The 23,795-nt window shown below is 70.4% G+C and carries 24 protein-coding genes; 15 read left to right on the top strand and 9 right to left on the bottom strand.

Annotated features, from left to right (window positions below; genetic code table 11):
* Nucleotides 1-27: 27 nt before the first annotated feature.
* The 4 genes from J8J14_RS03945 to ssb all read right to left on the bottom strand — a co-directional run bounded on the left by J8J14_RS03945 (nucleotide 28) and on the right by ssb (nucleotide 4,474).
* A complete protein-coding gene (locus J8J14_RS03945) occupies nucleotides 28-546 on the bottom strand; it encodes a peptidylprolyl isomerase (protein WP_245215355.1) in 519 nt (172 codons plus the stop codon).
* Between the two features lie 95 nt (nucleotides 547-641).
* On the bottom strand, nucleotides 642-1,145 hold the full coding sequence (coaD, locus tag J8J14_RS03950; RefSeq protein WP_209378158.1) for a pantetheine-phosphate adenylyltransferase: 504 nt from the start codon (nucleotides 1,143-1,145) through the stop codon (nucleotides 642-644).
* Complete coding sequence (gene gyrA, locus J8J14_RS03955) at nucleotides 1,138-3,852, bottom strand: DNA gyrase subunit A (protein ID WP_209378327.1); 2,715 nt, start codon at nucleotides 3,850-3,852, stop codon at nucleotides 1,138-1,140. The genes coaD and gyrA overlap by 8 nt, the downstream gene beginning before the upstream one ends.
* 73 nt (nucleotides 3,853-3,925) lie before the next feature.
* The gene (gene ssb, locus J8J14_RS03960; RefSeq protein ID WP_209378159.1) at nucleotides 3,926-4,474 is read right to left on the bottom strand and encodes a single-stranded DNA-binding protein; all 549 of its coding nucleotides are present in this window, start codon (nucleotides 4,472-4,474) and stop codon (nucleotides 3,926-3,928) included.
* Between the two features lie 314 nt (nucleotides 4,475-4,788).
* Between ssb and uvrA the strand changes: the two genes are divergently transcribed.
* Complete coding sequence (gene uvrA / locus J8J14_RS03965; protein WP_245215404.1) at nucleotides 4,789-7,686, top strand: excinuclease ABC subunit UvrA; 2,898 nt, start codon at nucleotides 4,789-4,791, stop codon at nucleotides 7,684-7,686.
* 12 nt (nucleotides 7,687-7,698) lie between these two features.
* Here the strand turns inward: uvrA and J8J14_RS03970 are convergent, their stop codons facing one another.
* Both J8J14_RS03970 and J8J14_RS03975 read right to left on the bottom strand, forming a co-directional pair.
* Complete coding sequence (locus tag J8J14_RS03970; protein WP_209378160.1) at nucleotides 7,699-8,568, bottom strand: tripartite tricarboxylate transporter substrate-binding protein; 870 nt, start codon at nucleotides 8,566-8,568, stop codon at nucleotides 7,699-7,701.
* A gap of 141 nt (nucleotides 8,569-8,709) precedes the next feature.
* Nucleotides 8,710-9,519: a squalene/phytoene synthase family protein gene (locus J8J14_RS03975; RefSeq protein ID WP_209378161.1), complete on the bottom strand. Its 810-nt coding sequence runs from the start codon at nucleotides 9,517-9,519 to the stop codon at nucleotides 8,710-8,712.
* Between the two features lie 137 nt (nucleotides 9,520-9,656).
* Here J8J14_RS03975 and J8J14_RS03980 point away from each other — a divergent pair, with 137 nt between their 5' ends.
* Entirely contained in the window at nucleotides 9,657-10,292 is a 636-nt protein-coding gene (locus J8J14_RS03980) for a superoxide dismutase (RefSeq protein ID WP_209378162.1), read from the top strand.
* Between the two features lie 103 nt (nucleotides 10,293-10,395).
* Here the strand turns inward: J8J14_RS03980 and yajC are convergent, their stop codons facing one another.
* Entirely contained in the window at nucleotides 10,396-10,740 is a 345-nt protein-coding gene (yajC, locus tag J8J14_RS03985; RefSeq protein ID WP_209378163.1) for a preprotein translocase subunit YajC, read from the bottom strand.
* A 114-nt stretch (nucleotides 10,741-10,854) separates the two neighbouring features.
* Between yajC and J8J14_RS03990 the strand changes: the two genes are divergently transcribed.
* Genes J8J14_RS03990 through J8J14_RS04000 form a run of 3 tightly spaced genes read left to right on the top strand, consistent with a single transcriptional unit; the run spans nucleotide 10,855 to nucleotide 13,562 of the window.
* Nucleotides 10,855-11,706 (top strand): ATP-binding protein, encoded by an 852-nt coding sequence (locus tag J8J14_RS03990; protein WP_209378164.1) that lies wholly within the window; start codon nucleotides 10,855-10,857, stop codon nucleotides 11,704-11,706.
* Between the two features lie 10 nt (nucleotides 11,707-11,716).
* Nucleotides 11,717-12,682 carry an MBL fold metallo-hydrolase gene (locus J8J14_RS03995; protein ID WP_342452384.1) on the top strand — a complete coding sequence of 322 codons (966 nt, stop codon included), beginning with the start codon at nucleotides 11,717-11,719 and terminating at the stop codon, nucleotides 12,680-12,682.
* 10 nt (nucleotides 12,683-12,692) lie between these two features.
* Nucleotides 12,693-13,562, top strand: coding sequence for a glycosyltransferase family 2 protein (locus tag J8J14_RS04000; RefSeq protein WP_209378165.1), 870 nt, complete (start codon nucleotides 12,693-12,695; stop codon nucleotides 13,560-13,562).
* Between the two features lie 42 nt (nucleotides 13,563-13,604).
* On the opposite strand, the gene J8J14_RS04005 is transcribed toward J8J14_RS04000, so the two are convergent.
* Both J8J14_RS04005 and prpB read right to left on the bottom strand, forming a co-directional pair.
* Nucleotides 13,605-14,072, bottom strand: a complete 468-nt coding sequence (locus tag J8J14_RS04005) for a DUF192 domain-containing protein (RefSeq protein WP_209378166.1) — start codon at nucleotides 14,070-14,072, stop codon at nucleotides 13,605-13,607.
* A complete protein-coding gene (gene prpB / locus J8J14_RS04010) occupies nucleotides 14,069-14,989 on the bottom strand; it encodes a methylisocitrate lyase (RefSeq protein ID WP_209378167.1) in 921 nt (306 codons plus the stop codon). Before prpB ends, J8J14_RS04005 begins: the two co-directional genes overlap by 4 nt.
* 225 nt (nucleotides 14,990-15,214) lie before the next feature.
* Between prpB and J8J14_RS04015 the strand changes: the two genes are divergently transcribed.
* The 10 genes from J8J14_RS04015 to J8J14_RS04060 are packed head-to-tail and all read left to right on the top strand — an operon-like array spanning nucleotide 15,215 to nucleotide 23,789.
* Complete coding sequence (locus J8J14_RS04015; RefSeq protein ID WP_209378168.1) at nucleotides 15,215-15,910, top strand: SRPBCC family protein; 696 nt, start codon at nucleotides 15,215-15,217, stop codon at nucleotides 15,908-15,910.
* Complete coding sequence (locus tag J8J14_RS04020; RefSeq protein WP_245215359.1) at nucleotides 15,903-16,805, top strand: AAA family ATPase; 903 nt, start codon at nucleotides 15,903-15,905, stop codon at nucleotides 16,803-16,805. The genes J8J14_RS04015 and J8J14_RS04020 overlap by 8 nt, the downstream gene beginning before the upstream one ends.
* Entirely contained in the window at nucleotides 16,802-17,959 is a 1,158-nt protein-coding gene (locus J8J14_RS04025; RefSeq protein ID WP_209378169.1) for a vWA domain-containing protein, read from the top strand. The genes J8J14_RS04020 and J8J14_RS04025 overlap by 4 nt, the downstream gene beginning before the upstream one ends.
* Nucleotides 17,956-18,276 (top strand): XdhC family protein, encoded by a 321-nt coding sequence (locus J8J14_RS04030; protein WP_209378170.1) that lies wholly within the window; start codon nucleotides 17,956-17,958, stop codon nucleotides 18,274-18,276. Before J8J14_RS04025 ends, J8J14_RS04030 begins: the two co-directional genes overlap by 4 nt.
* Nucleotides 18,273-18,953 carry an XdhC family protein gene (locus J8J14_RS04035; protein WP_209378171.1) on the top strand — a complete coding sequence of 227 codons (681 nt, stop codon included), beginning with the start codon at nucleotides 18,273-18,275 and terminating at the stop codon, nucleotides 18,951-18,953. The genes J8J14_RS04030 and J8J14_RS04035 overlap by 4 nt, the downstream gene beginning before the upstream one ends.
* Nucleotides 18,953-20,575 carry an NTP transferase domain-containing protein gene (locus tag J8J14_RS04040; protein ID WP_209378172.1) on the top strand — a complete coding sequence of 541 codons (1,623 nt, stop codon included), beginning with the start codon at nucleotides 18,953-18,955 and terminating at the stop codon, nucleotides 20,573-20,575. The genes J8J14_RS04035 and J8J14_RS04040 overlap by 1 nt, the downstream gene beginning before the upstream one ends.
* A 50-nt stretch (nucleotides 20,576-20,625) precedes the next feature.
* Complete coding sequence (locus J8J14_RS04045; RefSeq protein ID WP_209378173.1) at nucleotides 20,626-21,111, top strand: hypothetical protein; 486 nt, start codon at nucleotides 20,626-20,628, stop codon at nucleotides 21,109-21,111.
* Nucleotides 21,108-21,515, top strand: coding sequence for a hypothetical protein (locus tag J8J14_RS04050; RefSeq protein ID WP_209378174.1), 408 nt, complete (start codon nucleotides 21,108-21,110; stop codon nucleotides 21,513-21,515). Before J8J14_RS04045 ends, J8J14_RS04050 begins: the two co-directional genes overlap by 4 nt.
* 7 nt (nucleotides 21,516-21,522) lie before the next feature.
* Complete coding sequence (locus J8J14_RS04055) at nucleotides 21,523-22,812, top strand: MFS transporter (RefSeq protein WP_245215361.1); 1,290 nt, start codon at nucleotides 21,523-21,525, stop codon at nucleotides 22,810-22,812.
* Nucleotides 22,812-23,789 carry a Gfo/Idh/MocA family protein gene (locus tag J8J14_RS04060; RefSeq protein WP_209378176.1) on the top strand — a complete coding sequence of 326 codons (978 nt, stop codon included), beginning with the start codon at nucleotides 22,812-22,814 and terminating at the stop codon, nucleotides 23,787-23,789. Before J8J14_RS04055 ends, J8J14_RS04060 begins: the two co-directional genes overlap by 1 nt.
* Nucleotides 23,790-23,795 lie beyond the last annotated feature (6 nt).

Raw genomic sequence — 23,795 nt, forward strand, 5'->3', positions numbered from 1 at the left:
CCCCGCTCATTTCGTCAAGCCAGGAGATCAGGCGGCCGTCGCCGGGCGCATCTTCACGATGCGGTCCGGGTTCTGAACCATGCCCGAGCTGCCGGAGCCGCGCTTGATCTTGTCCACATGCTCCATGCCGGAAACCACGCGGCCCCAGATGGTGTACTGGCCGTCCAGGCTCGGATAGGGCCCGAACATGATGAAGAACTGGCTGTTCGCGCTGTTCGGGTTGCCCGAGCGCGCCATGCCACAGGTGCCGCGCAGGAAGCGGGCCTTGGCCGGCGGCGTGAACTCGGCGGGCAGGTCCGGAAGCTGGCTGCCGCCCGTGCCGGTGCCCGTCGGGTCGCCACCCTGGGCCATGAAGCCCTCGATCACGCGGTGGAAGGGCGTGTTATCGTAGAAGCCCTGGGAGGCCAGCGTCTTGATACGCTCGCAATGCTTCGGCGCCAGGTCCGGGCGAAGCTCGATCACCACCCGGCCATCCTTCAGGTCGAGGTGAAGCGTGTTCTCGGCATTGGCCTGCGCCTCAGCCTCATTGGTGGTGGCGTCGCTCATAAGGGCTCCCGTGGCGGTCGCAAACGAAGTGGCAAGAAGGGTCCGGCGCCGCATGGCGTGTGACTCCCGGTTCTGTAGGCGTTTCCCGCCGCCGATCAGCCGGGGCGGACGCGGGCGAGCGTGCGCTCGAGCGTCAATTGGGGCACGAAGCTCGAAATGTCTCCCCCCAACCGCGCGATCTCCTTCACGAAGCGCGAGGAGATGAACTGGTTCCGCTCGCTCGCCATGAGGAAGACGGTCTCGACCTCCTGGTCCAGCCGGCGATTCATGCCAGCCATCTGGATCTCATAGTCGAAATCCGAAACGGCGCGGAGGCCGCGGACGATCATGTCCGCCCCGACCTCCCGCGCCAGCGTCACCAGCAGGCCGTCGAAGGGCACCACCTCGATCCGGGCACCGGTCTGGGCGGCGATCCCGCCCGTCTCGGCCCGGACCAGCTCCACCCGCTCGTCTATCGGGAAGATGGGGCCCTTCCCGGCATTCATCGCCACCCCGATCACCAGCCGGTCCAGCAGGCGCGCGGCCCGGTGGATCACGTCGAGATGCCCGTTCGTCACGGGATCGAATGTGCCGGGATAGACCCCAACCCGTTCACGCATCGGCGCCGTTTCCGTCATCCACCACGGGGAAGCAGGAGGTGACCGCCTCGTCCTTGTCCAGGCGGAACAGGGTCACGCCGGCGGCCTGACGGCCCATGACGCGGACCTGGTCGGCCGGCATGCGGATCAGGCGGCCATTATCGGTCACCAGCATCACGTCATCGCCCGGGCGGACGGGGAAGGTGGCGACCACCGCATGGCCCTTGCCACGGCCGAGCGGGATACTGGTGATCCCCTGCCCGCCCCGGCCGGTGCGGCGATACTCATAGGCGGAGCTTCGCTTGCCGAAGCCGGTGTCGGTGACGACGAGGAGGATCTCCTCCGCCTCCGTCAGCTCCTGCGCACGCTCGTTGCTCAGCACCACCTCTTCGGTGCCCTCCTCGCCCTCTTCGGCGGCGGCGGAAGCCTCCGCCGAGGCAGCCGCCTCAGCGGCTTCCTCGGCCGTAGCCTCGCCCTGAGCGCGGCGACGCGCGGCGGAGAGCTTGAGATAGGCGGCACGCTCGCCTGGCGAGGCCGGCACGTTCCGCAGCACGGAGAGCGCGATCACCGCGTCGCCCTTGCCGATGAGCTTGATCCCCCGGACACCAGTGGAATCTCGCCCGGCGAAGACGCGCAGCACCCCCTCCTCCGCCGTGAAGCGGATGGCGCGGCCGAGACGCGTCGCGAGGAGGATGTCATCGCCCTCACGGCAGGTCTGCACGCCCACCAGGCTGTCGCCCTCGTCCAGCTTCATCGCAATGAGGCCGGCGGCCCGGACATTGCGGAAGTCTGAGAGCCGGTTGCGCCGGACATTGCCGCCTTCGGTCGCGAAGACGAGGTGCAGGTTCTCCCACAGGCTCTCATCCTGCGGCAGCGGCAGCACAGCGGTCACATGCTCGCCGTCCTGCAGCTGCAGCAGCTGGCGCAGCGAGCGCCCGCGCGCCGTCGGCCCGGCCTCCGGCAGGCGCCAGACCTTCTCGCGGAAGGCGATGCCGCGGCTGGTGAAGAACAGCACGTGCTGATGGGTATGCGCGTTGAAGCTGCGGATGACGACATCGTCCTCCCGCGTGCCCGCGGCGCTCCGGCCCCGCCCGCCCCGGTTCTGGGCGCGGAAGGTCTCCAGCGGCGTGCGCTTCACATAGCCGTCTCGGGTCAGCGTCACGACCATGAGGCCCGGCTCGATCAGGCTCTCGTCGTCCTGGTCCGCCAGCCCGTCCACGATCTGCGTCATCCGCGGCACGGCGATCTGCGCGCGCACCTCGGCGAGTTCCTGGGCCATCAGCTCCAGGCGCCGGGGGCGCGAGGAAAGGATCTCCAGCAGCTCACGGATGGAGGCGGCGATCTCGTCCAGCTCCTGCTGGATCTTCTCCCGCTCCAGCCCGGTCAGGCGGCGCAGGGTGAGTTCCAGGATGCCGCGGGCCTGCGCCTCCGTCAGGCGGACCGTGTCCTCCTCGACGATGTTGCCGGCGTCATCCACCAGCGCCAGCAGCGCGCCGATATCGCCCGCCGGCCAAGCCTTTGCCATCAGCGCGGCGCGCGCCTCCGCGGCGTCGGCGCTGGCGCGGATGATGCGGATGACCTCGTCGATATTGGCCACCGCGATGGCCAGGCCGATCAGAATATGGCCGCGATCCCGCGCCTTGTTCAGGCGGTAGCGGCTGCGGCGGCTGATCACCTCCTCGCGGAAGCGGATGAAGACCTGCAATGCGTCGCGCAGGCCCATCTGGCGGGGTGTGCCGTCATCCAGCGCGAGGAAGTTCACGGCAAAGGAGGTTTGCAGGTTCGTGAAGCGGTAGAGCTGGTTCAGCACCACCTCCGCCGTCGCGTCCTTCTTCACCTCGATGACGATCCGCATGCCGTCGCGGTCGCTCTCGTCCCGCAGGTCGGAAATGCCTTCCACCTGCTTGGCGCGGGCGAGATCGGCGATGCGCTCGATGAGCGTCGCCTTGTTCACCTGGTACGGAACCTCGGAGACGATGATTGCCTGGCGGCCGCCCCGCATCTCCTCGATCTCGCAGCGGGCGCGGACGGGAATGGATCCGCGGCCGGTCTCGAAGGCCGCACGGATCCCCGCCCGCCCGAGGATGAGGCCACCGGTCGGGAAGTCCGGCCCGGGCATCTTCTCCATCAGCTCTTCGAGCGTGATGTCGGGATTGGCGATCATCGCCAGCGTCGCGTCGATCACCTCGCCCGGGTTGTGGGTCGGGATGTTCGTCGCCATGCCAACGGCGATGCCATTGGAGCCGTTGACGAGAAGGTTCGGATAGGCCGCGGGAAGCACCCGCGGCTCCTCCGCGCTTTCGTCATAATTCGGCTGGAAATCGACCGTGTCCTCGTCGATCCCGGCCAGCAGCGCCGTCGCGGACTTCGCCAGCCGCGCCTCGGTGTAGCGCATGGCCGCCGGCGGATCGCCGTCCATGGAGCCGTAATTGCCCTGGCCGTCGATGAGCGGCACGCGCATGGAGAAAGGCTGCGCCATGCGGACCATGGCGTCGTAGATCGCGCTGTCGCCGTGCGGGTGATACTTACCCATCACGTCGCCGACCACGCGGGCCGACTTCTTGTAGGGCTTGTCCGCCGTGAAGCCGTTCTCGTTCATCGAGAAGAGGATGCGGCGGTGGACGGGCTTCAGCCCGTCCCGCGCATCCGGCAGCGCGCGCGCGACGATCACGCTCATCGCGTAATCGAGGTAGGAACGCCGCATCTCCTCCTCGAGGGTGACGGGCATGGTCTCGTCGAACGGCCGCTCGTCCGAGGGGCCGCCGTTCTCCGTCTCGCTCACTTGTTGTTATCCAATTCGATCAAAACGGAATGTCGTCATCCAGGTCGGCCTTGGGGGCATCCCAGCCGCCGCCGCCGCCGCCGCCGCTGCGCGGCTTGCTCGCGCCGGCCCCGCCCGAGGAACGGCCGCCATAGCCGCCGCCGGAGGATCCCCCGCGCTCACCCCGGTCGCCGCCACCGCCGCCATAGCCGCCTTCGTCCCCGCCGCCACCGCCGGCCTGGTTGCGGCCGCCGATCAGGGCGAGTTCCCCGCGGAACTGGCGCAGCACGATCTCGGTGGAGTAGCGCTCCTGGCCCTCCTGCGTGGTCCACTTCCGGGTTTCCAGCTGGCCCTCCAGATAGACCTGGTTGCCCTTCTTCAGGTAGCGCTCGGCGATCTCGCCCAGCTTTTCATTGAAGATGGCCACGGAGTGCCACTCGGTGCGCTCCTGCTGGTTCCCCTCGCGGTCCTTGTAGCGCTCGCTGGTCGCCACGCGGAGGTTCACCACCTTGCCGCCGTTCTGGAAGTTCCGCACCTCGGGGTCGCGCCCCAGCGTGCCGAGGATGATCACCTTGTTGACGCCGGCCATGCCACCCACATCCCTGTCCGGCCAGGGCAGCCGCTATTGGCAGCCCGGGCCCGAACCTCATCCATACCATGGTTTGGCGCCGCCGCGTGCCGGGGCCGCGCGAATCGCCGTAGCCCGCCCGGGAAACCCTGGCGGGTCGCGGAAGCTACCCCCCAGGAGGCGGCGAGGCCACCCCCCGGGGGGAAAGGATCGGGGCGCCCCCCGGCGACCCCTTTCCGTCACCATTATATGGTGGCACAAGCCCGTGAACACAATGCGAACGAAGGGTCGGATATCCCGTGCCTGACAGCTTGCCCGAGACCACCGCCAACCGCCTGGGCAACCGGGGCGGGCTTGAGATCGGCAGCGGCGGCCATATCCGGATCCGCGGCGCCCGGCAGCACAACCTGAAGAATATTGACCTGGATATTCCGAAAGGCACGCTGACCGTCATCACCGGCCTGTCCGGCTCCGGCAAGTCCTCCCTCGCCTTCGACACCATCTATGCCGAAGGCCAGCGTCGCTATGTGGAAAGCCTCTCGGCCTATGCCCGGCAGTTCCTGGAACTGCAGCAGAAGCCGGATGTGGACAGCATCGAAGGCCTGTCCCCGGCCATCTCGATCGAGCAGAAGACCACTTCCCACAACCCCCGCTCCACCGTCGGCACCGTCACTGAGATCGCCGACTACATGCGCCTGCTCTGGGCGCGGGTGGGCATCCCCTATTCCCCCGCCACCGGCCTGCCGATCGAGGCCCAGACCGTCTCCCAGATGGTGGACCGGACCATGGCCATGCCCGAGGGCACGCGCCTGCTGATCCTTGCCCCCATCGCCCGGGGCAAGAAGGGCGAGTGGAAGAAGGAGATCGCCGAGCTCCAGCGCCGGGGCTTCGAGCGGGTGAAGGTCAACGGCACCCTCTACCGGATGGAGGAGGTGCCCGCCCTCGACAAGAAGAAGAAGCATGACATCGAGGCGGTGGTGGACCGCGTGGTGGTGCGGGACGGCGCGCAGCAGCGCCTGGCCGACAGCTTCGAGACCGCGCTCGGCCTCTCCGACGGGGTCGTCTACCTCGAAGGGGCCGATAACGGGGAGCGGACGGTCTTCTCCTCCCGCTTTGCCTGCCCGGAATCCGGCTTCACCATCGAGGAAATCGAGCCCAGGCTCTTCTCCTTCAACTCGCCCCAGGGCGCCTGCCCCGAATGCGACGGGCTCGGCACGGAAACCTTCTTCGACGCCGCCCTGGTGGTGCCGGATGACGCGAAGAGCATCGCCGAGGGCGCGGTCGCCGCCTGGGCCGGCGGTTCCTCCTCCCCCTATTACGACCAGACGCTCGAAAGCCTGGCGCGGCACTTCAAGGTATCCACGGCCACGCGCTGGGCGGATCTCGCCAGGCCCGTGCGCGAGGCCATCCTGCACGGCACCGGCGAGGTGGTGACCCTGCGGTACAAGGACGGGCTGCGCGCCTATGAGGTGAAGAAGCCCTTTGAAGGCGTCATTCCCAACCTCCAGCGCCGCCTGCGCGAGACGGACAACCCCTGGGTGCGGGAGGACCTGCAGCGCTACCAGTCCGACCGCCCCTGCCATGTCTGCAACGGCGCCCGGCTGAAGCCGGAGGCGCTTGCGGTGAAGGTCGCCGGGCTCGATATCGCCGCCGCCTCGGCCCTCTCCATCCGCAAGGCCATGGAATGGTTCGCGGGCGTCTTCGACCAGCTCTCCCCCCAGCGCCAGGAGATCGCCCGCCGCATCCTGCGGGAGATCAACGACCGCCTGCGCTTCCTCGTCGATGTGGGGCTGGACTACCTCTCCCTCGCGCGCGGCTCCGCCAGCCTCTCGGGCGGCGAGAGCCAGCGTATCCGCCTGGCGTCCCAGATCGGCTCGGGCCTGACCGGGGTGCTCTACGTGCTGGACGAGCCTTCGATCGGCCTGCACCAGCGCGACAACGAGCGCCTGCTCGGCACGCTCCGCCGCCTGCGGGACATCGGCAACACGGTTCTGGTCGTCGAGCATGACGAGGATGCCATCCGGGCGGCCGACTTCCTCGTGGATATCGGCCCCGCCGCCGGTGCCGGGGGCGGCCGCATCATCGCCCAGGGCACGCCGGAGGAGGTGGCCGCCAATCCGGACAGCGTCACCGGTGCCTATATGTCCGGGCGCAAATCCGTCCCGGTCCCGGCGGAGCGCCGCAAGCCCGACCCCAAGCGCATGCTGAAGGTGGTGGGCGCCACGGGGAACAACCTGAAGGCGGTGACCGCCGGCCTTCCGCTGGGCACCTTCACCTGCGTCACCGGCGTGTCCGGCGGCGGCAAGTCCACCCTCGTGATCGAAACCCTCTACAAGGCCGCCGCCCGGCGCCTGATGGGCGCCGGCACGGTTCCCGCCCCGCATGAGCGGCTGGAGGGGCTGGAGCACCTGGACAAGATCATCGACATCGACCAGTCGCCGATCGGCCGCACCCCGCGCTCCAACCCGGCCACCTATACCGGCCTCTTCGCGCCCATCCGGGACTGGTTCGCCGAGCTGCCCGACTCACGCGCCCGCGGCTACAAGGCTGGCCGCTTCTCCTTCAACGTGAAGGGTGGCCGCTGCGAGGCGTGCCAGGGCGACGGGCTCATCAAGATCGAGATGCACTTCCTGCCCGACGTCTACGTCACCTGCGACACCTGCAAGGGCAAGCGCTACAACCGCGAGACGCTGGAGGTGAAGTTCCGGGGCAAGTCCATCTCCGACGTCCTGGAGATGACGGTGGACGAGGGGCTGGAGTTCTTCTCCGCCGTGCCCGCCATCAGGGACAAGCTGAAGGTCCTTTCGGAAGTCGGCCTCGGCTACATCCATCTCGGCCAGCAGGCGACGACGCTTTCGGGCGGCGAGGCTCAGCGCATCAAGCTCGCCAAGGAACTGGCCCGCCGCGCCACCGGCCGCACTCTCTACATCCTCGACGAACCCACCACGGGCCTGCATTTCGAGGATGTGCGCAAGCTGCTGGAGGTGCTGCACGCCCTGGTGAAGCAGGGCAACACGGTGGTGGTGATCGAGCACAACCTCGAAGTCATCAAGACCGCGGACTGGCTCATCGACATGGGGCCCGAGGGCGGTGATGGCGGCGGCGTCATCGTGGCCGAGGGCACGCCGGAGGAGGTGGCCGCGAGCGCGGAAAGCCATACCGGCCGGTTCCTGGCGCCCCTGCTCGCCGGGCGGCCCATCGCGGCGCCGGGGAAGAAGCGCAAGCGTGGCTGAGGGCGCGCGGCCCTATTCCAGCCTCGCCCCGGTGGCCCGCGCCAGCGCGGACCAATGGCGGGCCTCCTGCGCCATGATGCTGGCAAGCTCCTCCGGGCTGACCGGAGCGGCAGGCTGGAGCCCCGCAGTGGACAGGGCGTGGCGAAGCTCGGCATCGGCGGCCGCTTCGGCGCAGGCGGCCGACAGCCGCTCGACCGCGTGCCTTCCCGTGCCGGCCGGGAGAAGCATGTAGATGCCGGGCGCCGCCTCGAAGCCGGGCAGCGTCTCGCCCGCGGCCGGCACATGCGGCAGGCCAGGCAGGCGATTGGCCGAAGTGACAGCGAGCAGATCGACACCTCCCGCGCCGAGCGCCGGCACGATGGAGGGCAGGCTTGCCACGGAAAGCTCCGTCTCGCCGGATCGCAGCGCGGTCACCGCCGGCGCCCCGCCGCGATAGGGTACGTGTTCCAGTTCAACCCCGCTGGCCTGCCGGAGCATTTCACCCACCAGATGGTGCGCCGTGCCTACGCCAGGGGTCCCGAAGCGCCATGGGGCCGGCGCCGCGCGGGCCCGCTCGAGCGCCTGCCGGAGATCGGCCAGCCCAAGGGACGCCGTGGCGGCAATGCCCAGCGGCGCCGTGGCTATGCGCATCACCGGGATGAAATCCGCCACCGGATCATAGCGCGCGGCCGGGTAGAGAACGGGGCCGATGAGCAGCGCAGTTTCGGCCACCATAACGGTGCTGCCGTCCCGCGCTGCCTGCAGCACCTGGGCTGCGGCCAACGTGCTGCCCGCCCCGGGCCGGTTCTCCACCAGTACGGGCAGCCGCAGGACCTCTGTGAGCCGCCGCGCGACGAGCCTTGCCGCGATATCCACCCCGCCCCCGGCGGAAAAGCCCACCACGGCCCGCAGCGGTCGAGCAGGAGTTGTTGCTTCTGTGGCCCCCCATCCCGTTCTGTCGAAAGGGAGGACGGCAGGGAAGGCAAGCAAAGCCCGCCTGGAGATGCCGCGTCCCATCGCTTCTCGTCCTCCCCTCTCGGGCACTCACACCCGGCCGCGCAGGCCGGCCCAGCTGAGTGCCAGCCTGTCCCCACCGCCGCGCGGCGCCGGGGCGGCTGCCCAGTTCCAGTCAGGTGAGGATAGGCGTTTCAGGTCACGATCGGCGAGGATCACCGGCAGGGCAGCGGCGATGGAGCGCCTGGGCAGATCCCGCAGGGCCGACCGGGCTTCCCGTGCGATGCCGAGACCCCAGGCCGCGAGGGCATGGAGCTCCCGCGCCATATCCGGCCCCGGTTTCGCCTCTGTCGGCAGGCAGCCCGGCGGAAGCGGCTGCCGCCCCTGCGCGGCGAGGACCGGCAGGCTCCGCAACGTGCCTGCCAGGCCATAGGCCATCCCGGCCCGGCACAGCGAATCGAAGCAGCTGGCGGGGGCGCCGAGCACCCGCCCCGTCTCGGCCGCCAGCTCTCCCGCCGTGCCGCGAAGCTGCCTCTCCAGGGCCGCGCGATCCTCGGGCGGCTCCTCCGCCTCCCGTGCCTCGGCCATCCGGAGCAGCGCGCCGGGATCGAGCCGTCCCTCCTGCAGCGCAACCGCGACAGGCCCGGCCACCTCATGCCGGCGGGGCGGCTTGCCGGCCATCGCCTCCTCGATCGTGTCCCGCCACCATTGCAGCCGGATCAGTGCCATCATCGGCTCGCGCGCCACCTCCCGCGCCCGGGCGAGCTCGTGGTTGAAGCCGATCAGGGTGAAGATCGTCTCCCGCGCGGCGGAAGGCACGAAAAGCGCGCAAAGGAAGCGGTCCGGGTCCGCGCGCCGGGCCAGCGCGGCCATTGGGGAAAGCGCGTCAGCCTCAGCCATGCCGGCCCCTTGGACCCGCAGCGTCCGCCTGTCCAGCGGGCCCGCCGCCTATCGCGCCGGATTGAGCCTCCCCGGCCTTGGCCTTCGCCGCCACAAGGGCGACATTGCGGCCCGAATCACCCGGAAGGAGATGCCTCATGGCCTTCAGCCTGCCCCCCCTGCCCTATGATGCCGCCGCCCTCGCCGCCCGCGGCATGCAGCAGGAGACGCTGGAGCTGCATCACGGCAAGCACCACCAGGCCTATGTCACCGCGCTGAACGGCCTGATCGAAAGCAAGGGCCTGCAGGGCAAGACCCTGGAGCAGATCGTGGCCGAGGCTGGCAAGGCCGGGGCCGATGGCCTGCCCGTGCTGAACCAGGCCGGCCAGCACTGGAACCATCTGCTCTTCTGGCAGTGCATGTCCCCCGATGGCGGCGACGACAAGATCCCGGGTGCCCTCGCCTCGAAGATCGAGAGCGACCTCGGCGGGCTGCAGAAGTTCAAGGACGACTTCAAGCAGGCCGGCGTGACCCAGTTCGGCTCGGGTTGGGCCTGGCTGGTCCAGGATGGCTCCGGCAAGCTGAAGATCACCAAGACCCCGAACGGCTCCAACCCGATCGCCACCGGTGAGGGCACGCCCCTGCTCGGCGTCGATGTGTGGGAGCACTCCTACTACCTGGACTTCCGCAACCGCCGCCCGGACTACCTGACCAACTTCCTGGACAAGCTGGTCAACTGGGAATTCGTCGCCTCGCTGCTCGACAAGGGCATGAAGTCCGGCCAGACCGCCTGACGCGGGGCTGCCCCGGCTTTATCTCCGGGGCACAACGCCGGAACGGAAAAGGGCGCCACGGGTACTCCCCGTGGCGCCCTTCCCATATCCGGTGAACGGGCGCTCAGCTCTTGGCGGGCGCCGCATCATTGGCGGGGGTGGGGCGGATCACGCTGGCGATCGTCCCGCGCACCACGGTCACCCGCACATTCGGCGCGATCTCGGCCTCCATCTCGTCCGAGCCTTCCTTCACCTTGGTGATGGTGGCGACGAGGCCGCCCGCGGTCACCACGCGGTCCCCGCGCTTGAGCGCCAGCAGCATCTCGCGATGCTCCTTCATCTTCTTCTGCTGCGGGCGGATGAGGATGAAGTAGAACACGACGAAGATCAGGATCAGCGGCGCGAACTGCATGACCAGTCCGGTGGCGCCGCCGGCGGCGTCCTGGGCGTAGGCCGGGGAGATGAACATGGGGCTGGGCTTCCGTCCGGGCGTTTGGGGTGCGAAGGAGGGCGGAAACTAACCCCCCGCCCCCCCGCGTCAAGCCGAGGCGGCGGGCCGGCCCGAGGACTCCCAGGAAACACCATGGACGAAGCCCTGCTGACCCGCATCGCGGAGGCGCTGGAGCGCATGGCGCCCGCACCCCATGCCGCCCCCCGCCTGGACGGCGCCGATGCATTCATCTGGCACCCGACGCCCCTGCCCCGGCTCTCGCCGGTCCGCCGGGTCTCCGCCGTGGACATCGCGCTGCTTCAGGGCGTCGAGCAGCAGAAGCGCCTGCTTCTGGAGAACACGCTGCGCTTCGCCCGGGGCCTGCCGGCGAACAACGCCATGCTCTGGGGCGCGCGCGGCATGGGCAAGTCCTCCCTGGTCAAGGCCGCTCATGGCCAGGCGAACCGGGAGATCCCGGGCAGCCTCGCGCTCATCGAGATCGCGCGCGAGGACATCACCACCCTTCCGGAACTGCTTGAAATCCTGCGGGAACAGCCGCGCCGCGTGCTCGTCTTCTGCGACGACCTCTCCTTCGAGCGGGAGGATGCCGACTACAAGGCGCTGAAATCCGTGCTGGACGGCGGCATCGCGGGCCGGCCGCCGAACGTGATCTTCTACGCCACCTCAAACCGTCGCCACCTGATGCCGCGGGACATGATCGAGAACGAGCAGCAGCGTGCCATCCATGCCAGCGAATCGGTCGAGGAGAAGGTCTCCCTTTCCGACCGCTTCGGCCTCTGGATCGGCTTCCACAATTGCGACCAGACCACCTATTTCGCGATGGTCGAGGGCTACGCCCAGGCGCTGGGCCTGCCGATCGAGCGGGAGGCCCTGCTGGCCCGCGCCAAGGAATGGACCATCACCCGCGGCTCCCGCTCCGGCCGCGTCGCCTGGCAGTTCGCGCTCGACATGGCCGGCGAGCTGGGCGTGAAGGTCCAGGCTTGAGGCTGGGCCGGTGAAGCGGGGCGCGGGCCGCGCGGCCGATGGCCGTTTCCTGAACCCTGAGGGCGAGCAGGCGGGCCATCCGCTCCGCGATGTCTGGCGGATGATGCGGGAAGGCCGGGGCAGTTCCTGGCCGCGGCAGGTCACCGACGCGCCTGAGCCGCCCCCGGCCGCCCCGCCACCCGGCCATGCCGCCATCACCTTCATCGGGCACGCCACCTTCCTTATTCGGATCGCGGGCGGCCCCACCCTGCTGACCGATCCCATCTGGTCGGACCGCTGCAGCCCCTTCGCCTTCGCCGGTCCCCGCCGCGCGCGTAGCCCTGGCCTGGCGTTGGAGGCCCTGCCGCCGATCGACGCGGTGCTGCTTTCCCACAACCACTATGACCACATGGATGTCCGAACGCTCCGGCTGCTGGACCCGCCCCGGATCATCACCGGCCTGGGCAACGCCCCAATCCTGGCGCGCAACGGCATAGGACGTGCCGAGGAGCTGGACTGGTGGGACGAGGTGCGCATCGGCTCCGCCGCCATCACCTACCTGCCCGCCCGCCATTTCTCAGCACGCGGCATCCGGGACCGGGGCTGGGCGCTCTGGGGTGGCTTCGCCATCCGCACCCCCGGGGGCAGCCTCTTCTTCGCGGGCGACACCGCCTATGGCGGGCATCTCGCCAGGATCGGCGCCGAGGCCGGGCCATTCGCCATCGGCCTTATCCCGATCGGCGCCTATGAGCCGAACTGGTTCATGCGCACGGTCCACATGAACCCGGGGGAGGCGCTGCGCGCCCGAGCCGAGAGCCGGACCGCCACCGCCATCGCCATGCATTTCGGCACCTTCAAGCTGACGCAGGAGGCGATCGACGAGCCGCCCCGGCTGCTGGAGGCCGCACGCGACGCCGCGGGGCTGCCGCCCGAGGCCTTCATCGTCCCCCGCTTCGGGCAGACCCTGACCCTGCCGCTCGCCTCCCCGCGGGCCTGAACCTCCGCCTATGAACCACGCCCGATCTCCCCTGCCCCGCGTGACCGTGGTCACGGTCACGCATAACAGCGCCGCCGCCCTGCGCGGCATGCTGGAGGCCCTGCCCGCCGGGCTTGCCGCCATCATCGTGGACAATGCGAGCACGGATGACGGGCCCGAGCTGGCCGAGGCCGCCGGCGCGCGGGTGATCCGCAGCTTGCGCAACCTCGGCTTCGGGGCCGGCTGCAATCTCGGGTTGGAAGCGGCCCTCACCGAGTTCGCACTGGTGCTGAACCCGGATGCCCGGATCGACGAGACCGCGCTGGCCGCCCTGGCGGAGGCCGCCGACCTCTTTCCCGAGGCCGCCATCTTCGCGCCGGTCCAGATGGGCGGGGACGGCCGGCCTCATCGCTCCTGGAACGCCGCCCAGCCCCGGCGGCGCCAGTTCGGCGGCAAGCGGGACGCGGAACCCTGGCCCGAGGGACCCTTCTGCGCCGATTATGTCCAGGGCGCGGCCCTGCTGCTGCGCCGCGAGGACCGGCTGCGCTTCGATGAGAGCTTCTTCCTGTTCTACGAGGATGACGATCTCTGCGCGCAGGCCCGGCGCATGGGCCGAAGCGTGGTGCTGGTTCCCGCGGCCGTCATCACCCATGCAGGGGGGCGCTCCTCGCGCCCGTCACCCGGCCTGCACTGGAGAAAGGCCCGCCACATGGCCTTTTCCCGCCTCCACTTCGCCAGCAAGCATGAGGGCCAGGGAGCTGCCGCGCGCCAGGCCCGCGCCCGGCTGGCGCATCACGCCTGCAAGGCACTGGGCCATACGCTGACCCTCCGGCACCGGAAGCTCTGGACCGACCTTGCGGGGTTGGCCGGCACGATAGGCTGGATCATCCGGCGGCGTTGAGCCACGCCGCCGGGGCCGCCGCGCCCGGCCAGGGGACAAGTCCTAGCGCGTCGTCCCGAAGATCCGCTGCTCCACCTTGTCGCCCACGCGGATGCCCAGCCGCTCCGCCGTGCCGGCTGCCAGTTCCAGCGTCGCCCGGACCGGGCCGTTGGAGCTGACGGTGGCAAGGCTATGCGGCACCGTGCGCTCGGCGATGCGCAGCACCGTCCCGTTCTGTGTGATGAACAGCATGTCGAGCGAGGTGATGGTGTTGCGCATCCACATGCTGCTCTCGCGGGGCTGGCCCCAGTCAAACAGCATGCCCTCCTGCGGGCCGACGGAGGGGCGGAACATCAGCCCCACCATCTGCTGCTGGGGCTCCAGGGCCATTTCCACCTGGAACTCGTGCCGCTTGCCGTCGCGTGTGACAATCACCAGCGGCTCGGTGGGCAGCTTCGGCTGCGGCCCGTCCTGCGCCAGCGCGGCGGCTGGCGCGAGGGCCAGGAGGCCGAGGAGAAGACGGCGCCTCATCGCTGCGGCATCCCCTCGGGGATCACGGTCTTCACCAGCGTCTGATCCAGCGCCTCGTATTCGTGGTAGCCAATGGTCTCGTAGAGCTGCGCGCGGGTCTGCATCCGGTCCACCATGCCCTGGGTACCGCCATCCCGGCCGATCGCGGCGTAGAGCTCCTCCATGGCGCGGTTCGCGACGCGGAGGGCCGAGACAGGCCAGATCACCATGGCATAGCCCATCTCCTCGAACTCCTTGTCCGTGAAGAATGGTGTGCGGCCGAACTCCGTCATGTTCGCCAGCAGCTTCACGCCGGGCATCCGGCGGGCGAATTCCCGGAACATCTCGGCGGTGGTCAGCGCCTCCGGGAAGATCGCATCGGCCCCGGCCTCGAGGTAGAGCTTCGCCCGGGCCACGGCGCCGTCGATGCCCTCGCTGGCCGCCGCGTCCGTGCGCGCGATAATGTAGAGATGCCGCCGCGCCTTCCGTGCCGCCGCGACCTTGGCGGCCATGTCGTGCGGGTCGGCCAGCTTCTTGTCGTTCAGGTGACCACACTTCTTCGGGAGAAGCTGGTCCTCCAGATGCACCGCCGCGGCCCCGGCTTCCTCGAAGGAGCGGACCATGTGCATCACGTTCAGGGCCTCGCCATAGCCCGTGTCGCCATCCACCAGCACGGGAAGGGCAGCGGCGCGGGCCACCTGGCGGATATACCAGCACACGTCGTCCACGGTGATCATGCCGAGATCCGGCAGCCCCATATTCGCCGACATCGCGGCGCCGGACATGTAGAGTGCATCGAAGCCGGCCCGCTTGGCCAGCAGCGCCGCCATGCCGGTATGGGCACCGGGCAGGCGGAGGATGCCGGGGCGTTCCAGCAGGGCGCGGAAGCGACTTCCGGCCGGCGCATCCGGCAGGTCTTCACCGATCACATAGGGCATGGATACCTCCCGGATGCAGCGCGCGGGGCGCGGTTCCCGGCGTTCCGCCGGGGCGGCAGGGCGCCTCCGCCTTGGCCCGAAGGCTATCACCGGCAGGAAAGGCGGGCCAGAGAGGGACCGGCGCCCCTTTCCCCTGGGCCGCCCCTCCCCTAGTTTGCGGCGCGAGACGGCTGGGCGCCGCGGGCGGAAGCCATGCGGCGCGGGCGAGAAAATGGAGCAGCACGCATGGACATGACGGGGAGCCGCCGGATCGAGGCGCCGCGCGAGCGGGTCTGGGAGGCGCTGAACGACCCCGCCATGCTTCAGGCCGCGATCCCGGGCTGCGAGTCGGTCGAGCGCACCGGCCCTGACAGCTTCCAGGCGCGCGTCGCCGTCCGCATCGGGCCGATGTCCGCCAAGTTCGGCGGCAAGGTCACGCTGACCAACATCCGGCCGCCCGAGGGCTACACCATCACCGGCGAGGGCCAGGGCGGCGCCATGGGCTTCGCCCGTGGCGGCGCCGATGTGTCCTTGGTGGAGGAGAGCCCCGGCGTCACCCTCCTCAACTACGACGTCAAGGCGCAGGTGGGTGGGAAGATGGCCCAGCTCGGCGCGCGGCTGGTGGACAGCACCGCCCGCCAGATGGCCGACCAGTTCTTCGACCGCTTCGCCGCCCAGCTCGCCACCGCCCCTGTAACCGAGACCGAAACCATGGCCTCCAACGACACCGTCCCCACCACGCCCGGCGCCATCGGCTCCAATGGCCAGCCCGTGACCGAGCGCCGCACGGCCACGGCCGCGCTGCGCCCCGGCCAGGCCAAGGGTGGCCTCATGGACCTGCTGATGGCGATCCCCCGCGAACCCTACGGGATGCCGATCACCTTCTGGCTCGGCAGCGCGGTGATGCTGGTCATCCTCGCCCTGCTCTTCGTCATTGGCTGAGTTCCCGCCGCCCGACATCGCCGCCACCCAGGCCCTGCTTGAGGCCGGCGGCTATGTCGCGGACCGCGCCCTGGCCACCACGGTGCACTTGGCCCTCGCCATGGGTCGGCCTATCCTGCTTGAGGGTGAGCCGGGCACCGGCAAGACCGAGATCGCCAAGGTCCTGGCGGCGCAGCTTCCGCGCCGTCTCGTCCGGCTGCAATGCCACGATGGGATGGACCTGGCCTCGGCTGCCTATGAATGGAACCATGCGCGGCAGCTCATGGCGATCCGGCTGGCCGAGGCCGCTGGGGAGGCCGACCGCTCGGCGCTGGAGCGTGGCCTTTATGACCGCCGCTTCCTGGAACCGCGGCCGCTGCTCCAGGCGATCGAGGGCAGCCCCGCGCTGCTGCTGATCGACGAGCTGGACCGGGCCGACGAGCCCTTTGAGGCCTTCCTGCTAGAAGTGCTGGCCGATTTCCAGATTACCGTTCCCGAGCTGGGCACCATCCGCGCCCATACCCCGCCGGTGGTGGTCATCACCTCCAACCGCACCCGCGAGGTGCATGACGCCATCCGGCGCCGCTGCCTCTATCACTGGGTGGACTATCCCGACGCCGCACGGGAGCGCGCCATCCTCGCGCGGCGCGCGCCGGACGTGCCGGCGGCCCTTTCCGCCCAGGTCGTTGCCTTCGCCCAGGGTCTGCGCGGGGGTGACACCTTCTTCAAGCCGCCCGGAGTGGCGGAGACGGTGGACTGGGCCCGCGCGCTCACCGCCCTGAACCGGAGGGAGCTGGAACCGGACGCCGCGGAGGCAACCCTCGGCGTGCTGCTGAAGTACCAGGACGACATCGCCAGGCTGCGCGGCGCCGAACTGGCGCGGCGCGTGGAGGAGGCGCGCGAGGCGGCGTCTTGAACGCCCTCGCCCCCAATCTCATCGCCTTTGGGCGTGTCCTCCGCCGGGCTGGCCTGCCCGTCGGTCCTGCCGAGGCGCTGGGCGCTGCCGAGGCGCTCGGCCACGTCCCCTTTTCGGACCGCGAGGCTTTCCGCGCCGCGCTGCGGGCCACCATGGTGCATCGCCGGGACCATTTCGAGGTTTTCGACGCCGCCTTTGACCTCTTCTGGCGGAACCCCGACCTCCCGATCCGCCCTCCCGACCCGGATGAACAGCCACCGGACACCTTTCCCGCCGCGACCAGGCGTGCCTCCGAGGCCATGCTCGGGGCGAGCCAACCCCGTTCCTCGGCGGGCGAGCCGGAGCGGAGGCAGGACGCAGCGCTCACCGTCAGTGACAACGAACTGCTTCAGAGTCTTGATTTTGAAGCAATGTCTGCGGAGCAGCTCTCCGAGGCGAAGCGCGAGATCCGCCGGCTCGTCCTGCCCCTCTCCGAACGCCCTACCCGCCGTTTCCGCTCGGACACGACGGGACCACGCATCGATCTCCGCGCGACCTTGCGCGGCTCGATGCGCCTCGGAGGCGAGATCGCCAGCATCGCCCGGCGACGGCAGATCACCCGCCCGCCGCCGCTGGTTCTGCTCTGCGACGTGTCGGGAAGCATGGCTCGCTACGCGCAGATTTTGCTGCATTTCATGCATGCCGTCGCAAATGACCGGGCGCGCGTGCACAGCTTCGTCTTCGGCACGCGGCTGACCAACATCACCCGCGCCCTGCGCAACCGCGACCCGGAAGTCGCCTTCCAGGCCGTCTCCCATATCCTCCCGGACTGGTCCGGCGGCACCCGCATCGGCGAGGCGCTGGACCGCTTCAACCGCCTCTGGGCCCGCCGGGTGCTCGGCCAGGGGGCGGTGGTGCTTCTGATCACGGATGGGCTGGACCGCAGCGGGGCGGAGGGCCTCTCGGAGGCGGCCGAGCGCCTGTCCCATTCCTGCCGCCGCCTGATCTGGCTGAACCCCCTGCTTCGCTTTGCCGGGTTTCAGCCCCGCGCCGCGGGCATAAGAGCGCTCCTCCCGCATGTTCACGAGCATCGCCAGGTGCATAATCTGAACAGCCTGCGCGCCCTCGTCGCGACTCTGTCCGCCGATGGGCGCAGCCACAGGAGATCCGCATGAGCGGCACCGAGGACATCCTGGAAACCGCCCGCGCCTGGCGGGCGGAAGGGGAGAAGGTGGCCCTGGCCACCGTGGTCGAGACCTGGGGCTCATCGCCCCGCCCTGCCGGCTCGCGCCTCGCCGTCACCGGGACAGGCCGGCTCGCCGGCTCCGTCTCGGGTGGCTGCATCGAGGGCGCGGTGGCCGATGTCGCGCAGCAGGTGATGCGGGACGGCACGCCGCAGCTGCTCGATTTTGGAATCAGCGACGAGCGCGCCTGGGAGGTCGGGCTGGCCTGCGGCGGCAAGCTCAAGGTCTTCGTGGAACCGCTGGCGTGACGCCCGAAACCCTCGGGATTCTTCTGGCGGCCCGGGCTGCGCGGCGCCCCGTGGCGCTGCTGACCCGCCTGCCGGATGGCGCGCAGATCCTCTACCCGGACCAGCCCGCCCCGCCCGCCCTGGCGGAGGCGGCCGAGGCCGCGCTGCGGGATGACAGGGCCGGGCCCGTTTCCCTGGGGGCGGAGAATTGGTTCATCCAGCCCCAGGCCCCGCCGCCCCGGCTCATCATCATCGGCGCCGTGCATGTGGCGCAGGCTCTGGTTCCGATGGCCGCCGCGGTCGGGCTCGCTGTCACCGTCGTGGACCCCCGCCGCGCCTTCGCGACCGAGGAACGTTTCGCCGCAGACGCCACGCTGGTGGATGAATGGCCCGACGACGCGCTGAAGGCTCTCCGGCCGGAGTCGCGGACCGCCATCGTCACCCTCACGCATGATCCGAAGCTGGACGATCCTGCCCTGGATGTCGCGCTGCGCTCCGAGGCTTTCTACATTGGCGCCCTCGGCAGCCGGCGGACCCATGCCAAGCGCGTGGATCGCCTGACCGCGGCGGGCCACGGGCCAGAGGCCATCGCCCGCATCCACGCGCCAGTCGGGCTGGACATCGGCGCCGTCACGGCGCCGGAGATCGCCCTCTCGGTCATCGCGCAGGTCGTGGCCGCCCGCCGCGGGAAGCTCTGATGCTCTTCGGCCCTACCCCGCTGGACGAGGCGCGCGGCGCCATCCTGGCCCATACGCTCCGCCTGCCGGATCGCGTCCTGAAGAAGGGCACGGTGCTCGACGCCGCCGCCATCGAAGCCCTGCGCGCCGCCCGGCACGGCGAGGTGATCGCCGCCAGGCTCGAGTCCGGCGACGTGCCGGAGGACGAGGCGGCGGACCGGATGGCCAATGCCATGCTGCGCCCGCTGGTCGCCCGCAGCCGCGCCGCGACCGGCCGCGTGAACCTGCTGGCCGAGACCCATGGCCTGCTGCGCGTGGATGTTGCGCTGATCGACCGGGTGAATGCCCTGGATGAGAGCCTCACCCTCGCCACCCTGGCCGACTTCAGCGTGGTGCAGCCGAAGGACATGCTCGCCACGATCAAGGTGATCCCGTTCTCCGTGCCTGCGGCGCCGCTGCAGGTGGCCGAGGCCATGCTCCGGGGTGCGCCCGCCCTCACCCTCCATCCCTTCCGGCCGCTCCGGGTCGGACTGGTCAGCACGGAGCTGCCCGGGATGAAGGAAGCCATCTTCGAGAACGGGGTGGAGGCGACACGGGTCCGCATCGAGGCCCTGGCGGGCACCCTCCTTCCGCCTGAGCGCTCCGCGCATGAGACAGCCGCTGTCGCGGATGCGCTCACCCGTCTCCGCAGGGCCGGGGCGGAGCTGCTGCTCATCCTCGGCGCCTCCGCCGTGGTGGACCGCCGGGACGTCGCCCCTGCCGGCATCCTCCGGGCGGGCGGGGTGATCGAACATTTCGGCATGCCGGTGGACCCGGGAAATCTGCTCTGCCTCGGGCGCGTCGGCCCGGTGCCGGCCCTGGTCCTGCCGGGCTGCGCGCGCAGCCCCAAGGTGAACGGCTTCGACTGGGTGCTTGAGCGGCTTCTCGCGGGGGTTCCCGTCACGCCGAAATCCCTGATGCGGATGGGGGTGGGCGGGCTGCTGAAGGAGATCGACACGCGGCCGCTGCCGCGCGGCGATGCGCCCCGCAGCGCCGCCACCACCGCCCCGCGCCGGCCGCGCCGGGTGGCCGCCCTGGTTCTTGCCGCCGGCCGGTCGCGCCGCATGGCGCCGCTCAACAAGCTCATGGTCACCGACCGCTCGGGCCAGGCCATGGTCGCGCGGGTGGTGGACAACGCCCTCGCCAGCCGGGCGCGCCCCGTTCTCGTCGTCACCGGCCATGAGCGGGAGCGGGTGGAGGATGCGCTGGCTGGCCGCCCCGTGCTGATGACCCATGCCGAGGACTATGCCGAGGGACTGTCCTCCTCCCTCAAGGCCGGCATCGCCGCCCTGCCGCCGGATGTGGAGGGCGTGCTGGTCATGCTGGGCGACATGCCCCTGGTCAGCCCGGCGATGCTGGACCGGATCATCGCCGGTTTCGACCCCGAGGAAGGCCGCGCGATCGTGCAGCCGACCTTCCGGGGCAAGCAGGGCAATCCTGTTCTCTGGGGCCGCGAGTTCTTCGGGGAGATCCTGTCGATCTCCGGCGATGTCGGGGCCCGGCACCTGACGGGCCGCCACGCGGAACGCCTCCACAACGTGGAGATGGCGGATGACGGCGTGCTGCGCGACTTCGACACTGTGGACACGCTGAAGGGATTGTAGCCCGGTCAAGGCCTGACCTTCCGGCCCGGGCACCCTATCTCCAGGGCCGAATGCCGACCGCCTATGCCATCCCCTTCACGCCGGAGGCGACGCCGGCCGTGGCCCCGCGCGCGCTCCTTCAGGCCTGGGACGCGGCGCGGGAGGCCGCGACCGCGGCCCTGCACGGCCCGCCCCGCCAGTTCCGCTTCCAGCCTCCTGGCAGCTCTGCCCCCGCACTCGACCTCCTGCTGGAGGACCGGGACGCGTGCTGCTGGGCCGAGGCGCTCGACCGGCGCATCGGCCTCGACCATGCCGAAGGCATGGCCGTTCTCTTTCGTCTCCTCGCCCTCCTCGAGGTGATGAGCCGGGCACCCTGGATGCGCGCCCTGTTCGATATCGGGCGGGAGGGAACGGTGCTGCACCCCGATCTTCTTCGCGCCGCGGCCACGCAGCCCCTGGACGGCGCGGCCCGCTTCGATGAAGAGGGGTTGCGGCACCGCCTCGCGCGCCCGCGCCTGACGAAGCCGAACGAGACCACTGGAGCGACGCCCGCATGAAGTCCCTGACCTTCGCGCTGATGCCCGCGCTCCTGCTCGCCGCCTGCGCGAACCAGGCGCCCGCGCCTGCGCCCGTGAGCGGCCCCCAGGGCGCCAGGGCCGCGTTGAACGCGGCCTGCACGGCCGAGGCCGAGCGCGTGGTGCGCTACCGCGACCGCGGCCAGCTCATGCGCCAGGACGAGTACAATGCCCGGGTCGGCACCACCTCGCATCTCGGCCCGCAGGTGATCTCCGACCAGCTCGCCCAGGTTTATGAGCGCGATCGCATGGCCGCCGAATGCGTGCGCGGGGCGAATGCAGCCCAGCCCGCGAACGCGCCTGCCGCGGCGGTGCAGCCGGACGCCGTTCCTGCCGCGGCCACCCCGGCCCCGAGCCGTCGCCGCGGGGGTGCGACCGGGCGCTGAGGCGCCCTTGCGCTCCCCCTTCTCCCGAATCGTCGCCGGGCCGCTCAGCCGGGCCTTTTCAAGCCGCAACGCGCGCATCTTCTTCGGCGCGAGCCTGAGTGCCTGGACCGGGCTCTGGATGCACAGGATCGGCGTGGCCTGGCTCGCCTGGGAGCTGACGCGCAGCCCCGCCTGGGTCGGGCTCATCGCCTTCGCCGACCTTGCCCCGGCCGTGCTGGTGAGTCCCATCGCCGGTGCCGTGGCGGATCGGGTGGACCGGGTGCGCCTGACCATGCTGTCCCAGGGCACCATCGCGGCCGAGGCGGCGGTGGTCGCGGCCCTGGCGGCGACCGGCAACATCTCCATCGGCCTTCTCTTCGCGCTGGAAATGGTCAGCGGCACCGCCGCCTGCTTCTCCCAGCCCGCACGGCAGACCCTGATCCCCGCCCTGGTGGCGCGGGAGGACCTTCCCGCGGCGGTGGCCGCGAACAGCCTTCTCTTCAACGTCGCCCGCTTCGTTGGGCCCGGCCTGGCCGGCCCTTTGATCGCGGGCTGGGGCGTGGCCCCCGCCATCTTCTGCAACGCGATCGGGCATGGCTTCGCCACGCTGTCCATGCCGTGGCTCCGCGTGGACGCGGCCCAGCGCCGGGGACATCCCGCCACCACCTCCCTGCTGGCGGAGACCCTGGAGGGGTTCCGCTACGCCGCGCGGCACCCCGGCCTCGGGCCGATCATCGCCTTCTCCGCCCTCAGCTCCGTCCTTCTCCGCGGCGTGCAGGAAATCCTGCCGCCCTATGTGGAACGCCTCTTCGGGCGTGGCGCCGAGTCCCTGGCGATGCTGACAGCCGCTTTCGCCGTCGGGGCCCTCGTGTCGGGGCTGGTCGTCGCCTCGCGCGGGCGATTGCAGGGCACCACGCGGATCGCGGTGCTCGCCATCCTGGCGCAGGCCGCGGCCACCGCGGGCTTTGTCGCCACGAACCATTTTGCCTTCGCCCTGCTCTGCGGGGCGGCGATCGGGGCGGCGGCCTCCGCGCACGGCATTTCCGTCCAGGTCCTGGCGCAGACGGCGGCCTCGCCATCCATGCGCGGGCGGGTCATGTCGCTCTGGGCCCTGGTCACCCGAGCCTGCCCTGCGCTCGGCGCCCTGGCGCTGGGGCTGGCCGGAGAGGCCATGGGGCTGCGCATCCCGACCCTGGTGGCGGTCACGCTCACGCTGCTGGTCTTCGCCTGGGGCATGTCCTGCCGGAGCAGGATCGCGGCATCGCTTGAGACATCGCCGGAGAGGAAGCCGGCCACGACCGAGGGGGAGAAGCACTGATGCTGGATGCTGCGCTGGTGGGAATGGGCCGCTGGGGCCAGGTGCTGGTGAACAGCGTGCAGGGGCGAAACGGCACGGGAATCCGCTTCGTGGCCGGGACCACCCGCACGCCGGAGAAGGCGCGGGCCTGGGCCGCCGAGAAGGGTGTGGACCTGCTGCCCGACTATGAGGCGGTGCTCGCCGATCCACGGGTCCGGGCCGTGGTCCTGGCCACGCCCCATGGGCAGCATGTCGAGCAGGTGATCGCGGCCGCCCGTGCGGGCAAGCATGTTTTCGTGGAGAAGCCCTTCAGCCTTTCCCGTGCGAGCGCCGAGGCCGCCGCCGCGGCCTGCCGCGAGGCCGGTGTGGTGATGGCCCTGGGGCATAACCGCCGTTTCCTGCCGGCCGTGGCGGAGATGAAGCGCATGCTGGCGGATGGGGCGCTCGGTACCCTTCTGCATGTGGAGGGGCAGATCAGCGGCGCCGCCGCCGATAACTGGAAGCCCGGCATGTGGCGCGCAGACCCCCGCGAGAGCCCGCTTGGCGGCATGGGCGCCATGGGCATCCACATGATCGACATGATGATCAACCTGGCCGGCCCGATCGAGCAGGTCTCCGTCATCAGCCAGGCCCGGGTGCTGACCATCGGGCTGGACGACACCACCGCCATGCTCTGCCGATTCCGGGAGGGCCCGACGGGGCTCTTCGCCACCCTGGCCTCCGCGCCGCGGATGTGGCGCGTGGGGCTGTTCGGCACCCAAGGGCGGCTGGAGCAGCGGGAACCGGAGACCCTGGTCTTCCACCCGCGGGAGGGCGAGGGCTGGGAGCGCCGATTCGACACGGTGGATATCGAGCGGGCCGAGCTCGAGGCTTTCGCCGCTGCCGTGGCGGGCGGCCCCGCCTATCCGCTTTCCCCGGAAGAAGCCGTTCATGGTGCGAGTGTTTTCGAGGCGATGATCCACGCCAAAGCCAGCGGCGGCCCGCAACTGGTGGCCTGAAGCATG

Source organism: Pararoseomonas baculiformis (genome assembly GCF_017813395.1).
Lineage (GTDB): Bacteria > Pseudomonadota > Alphaproteobacteria > Acetobacterales > Acetobacteraceae > Roseomonas > Roseomonas baculiformis.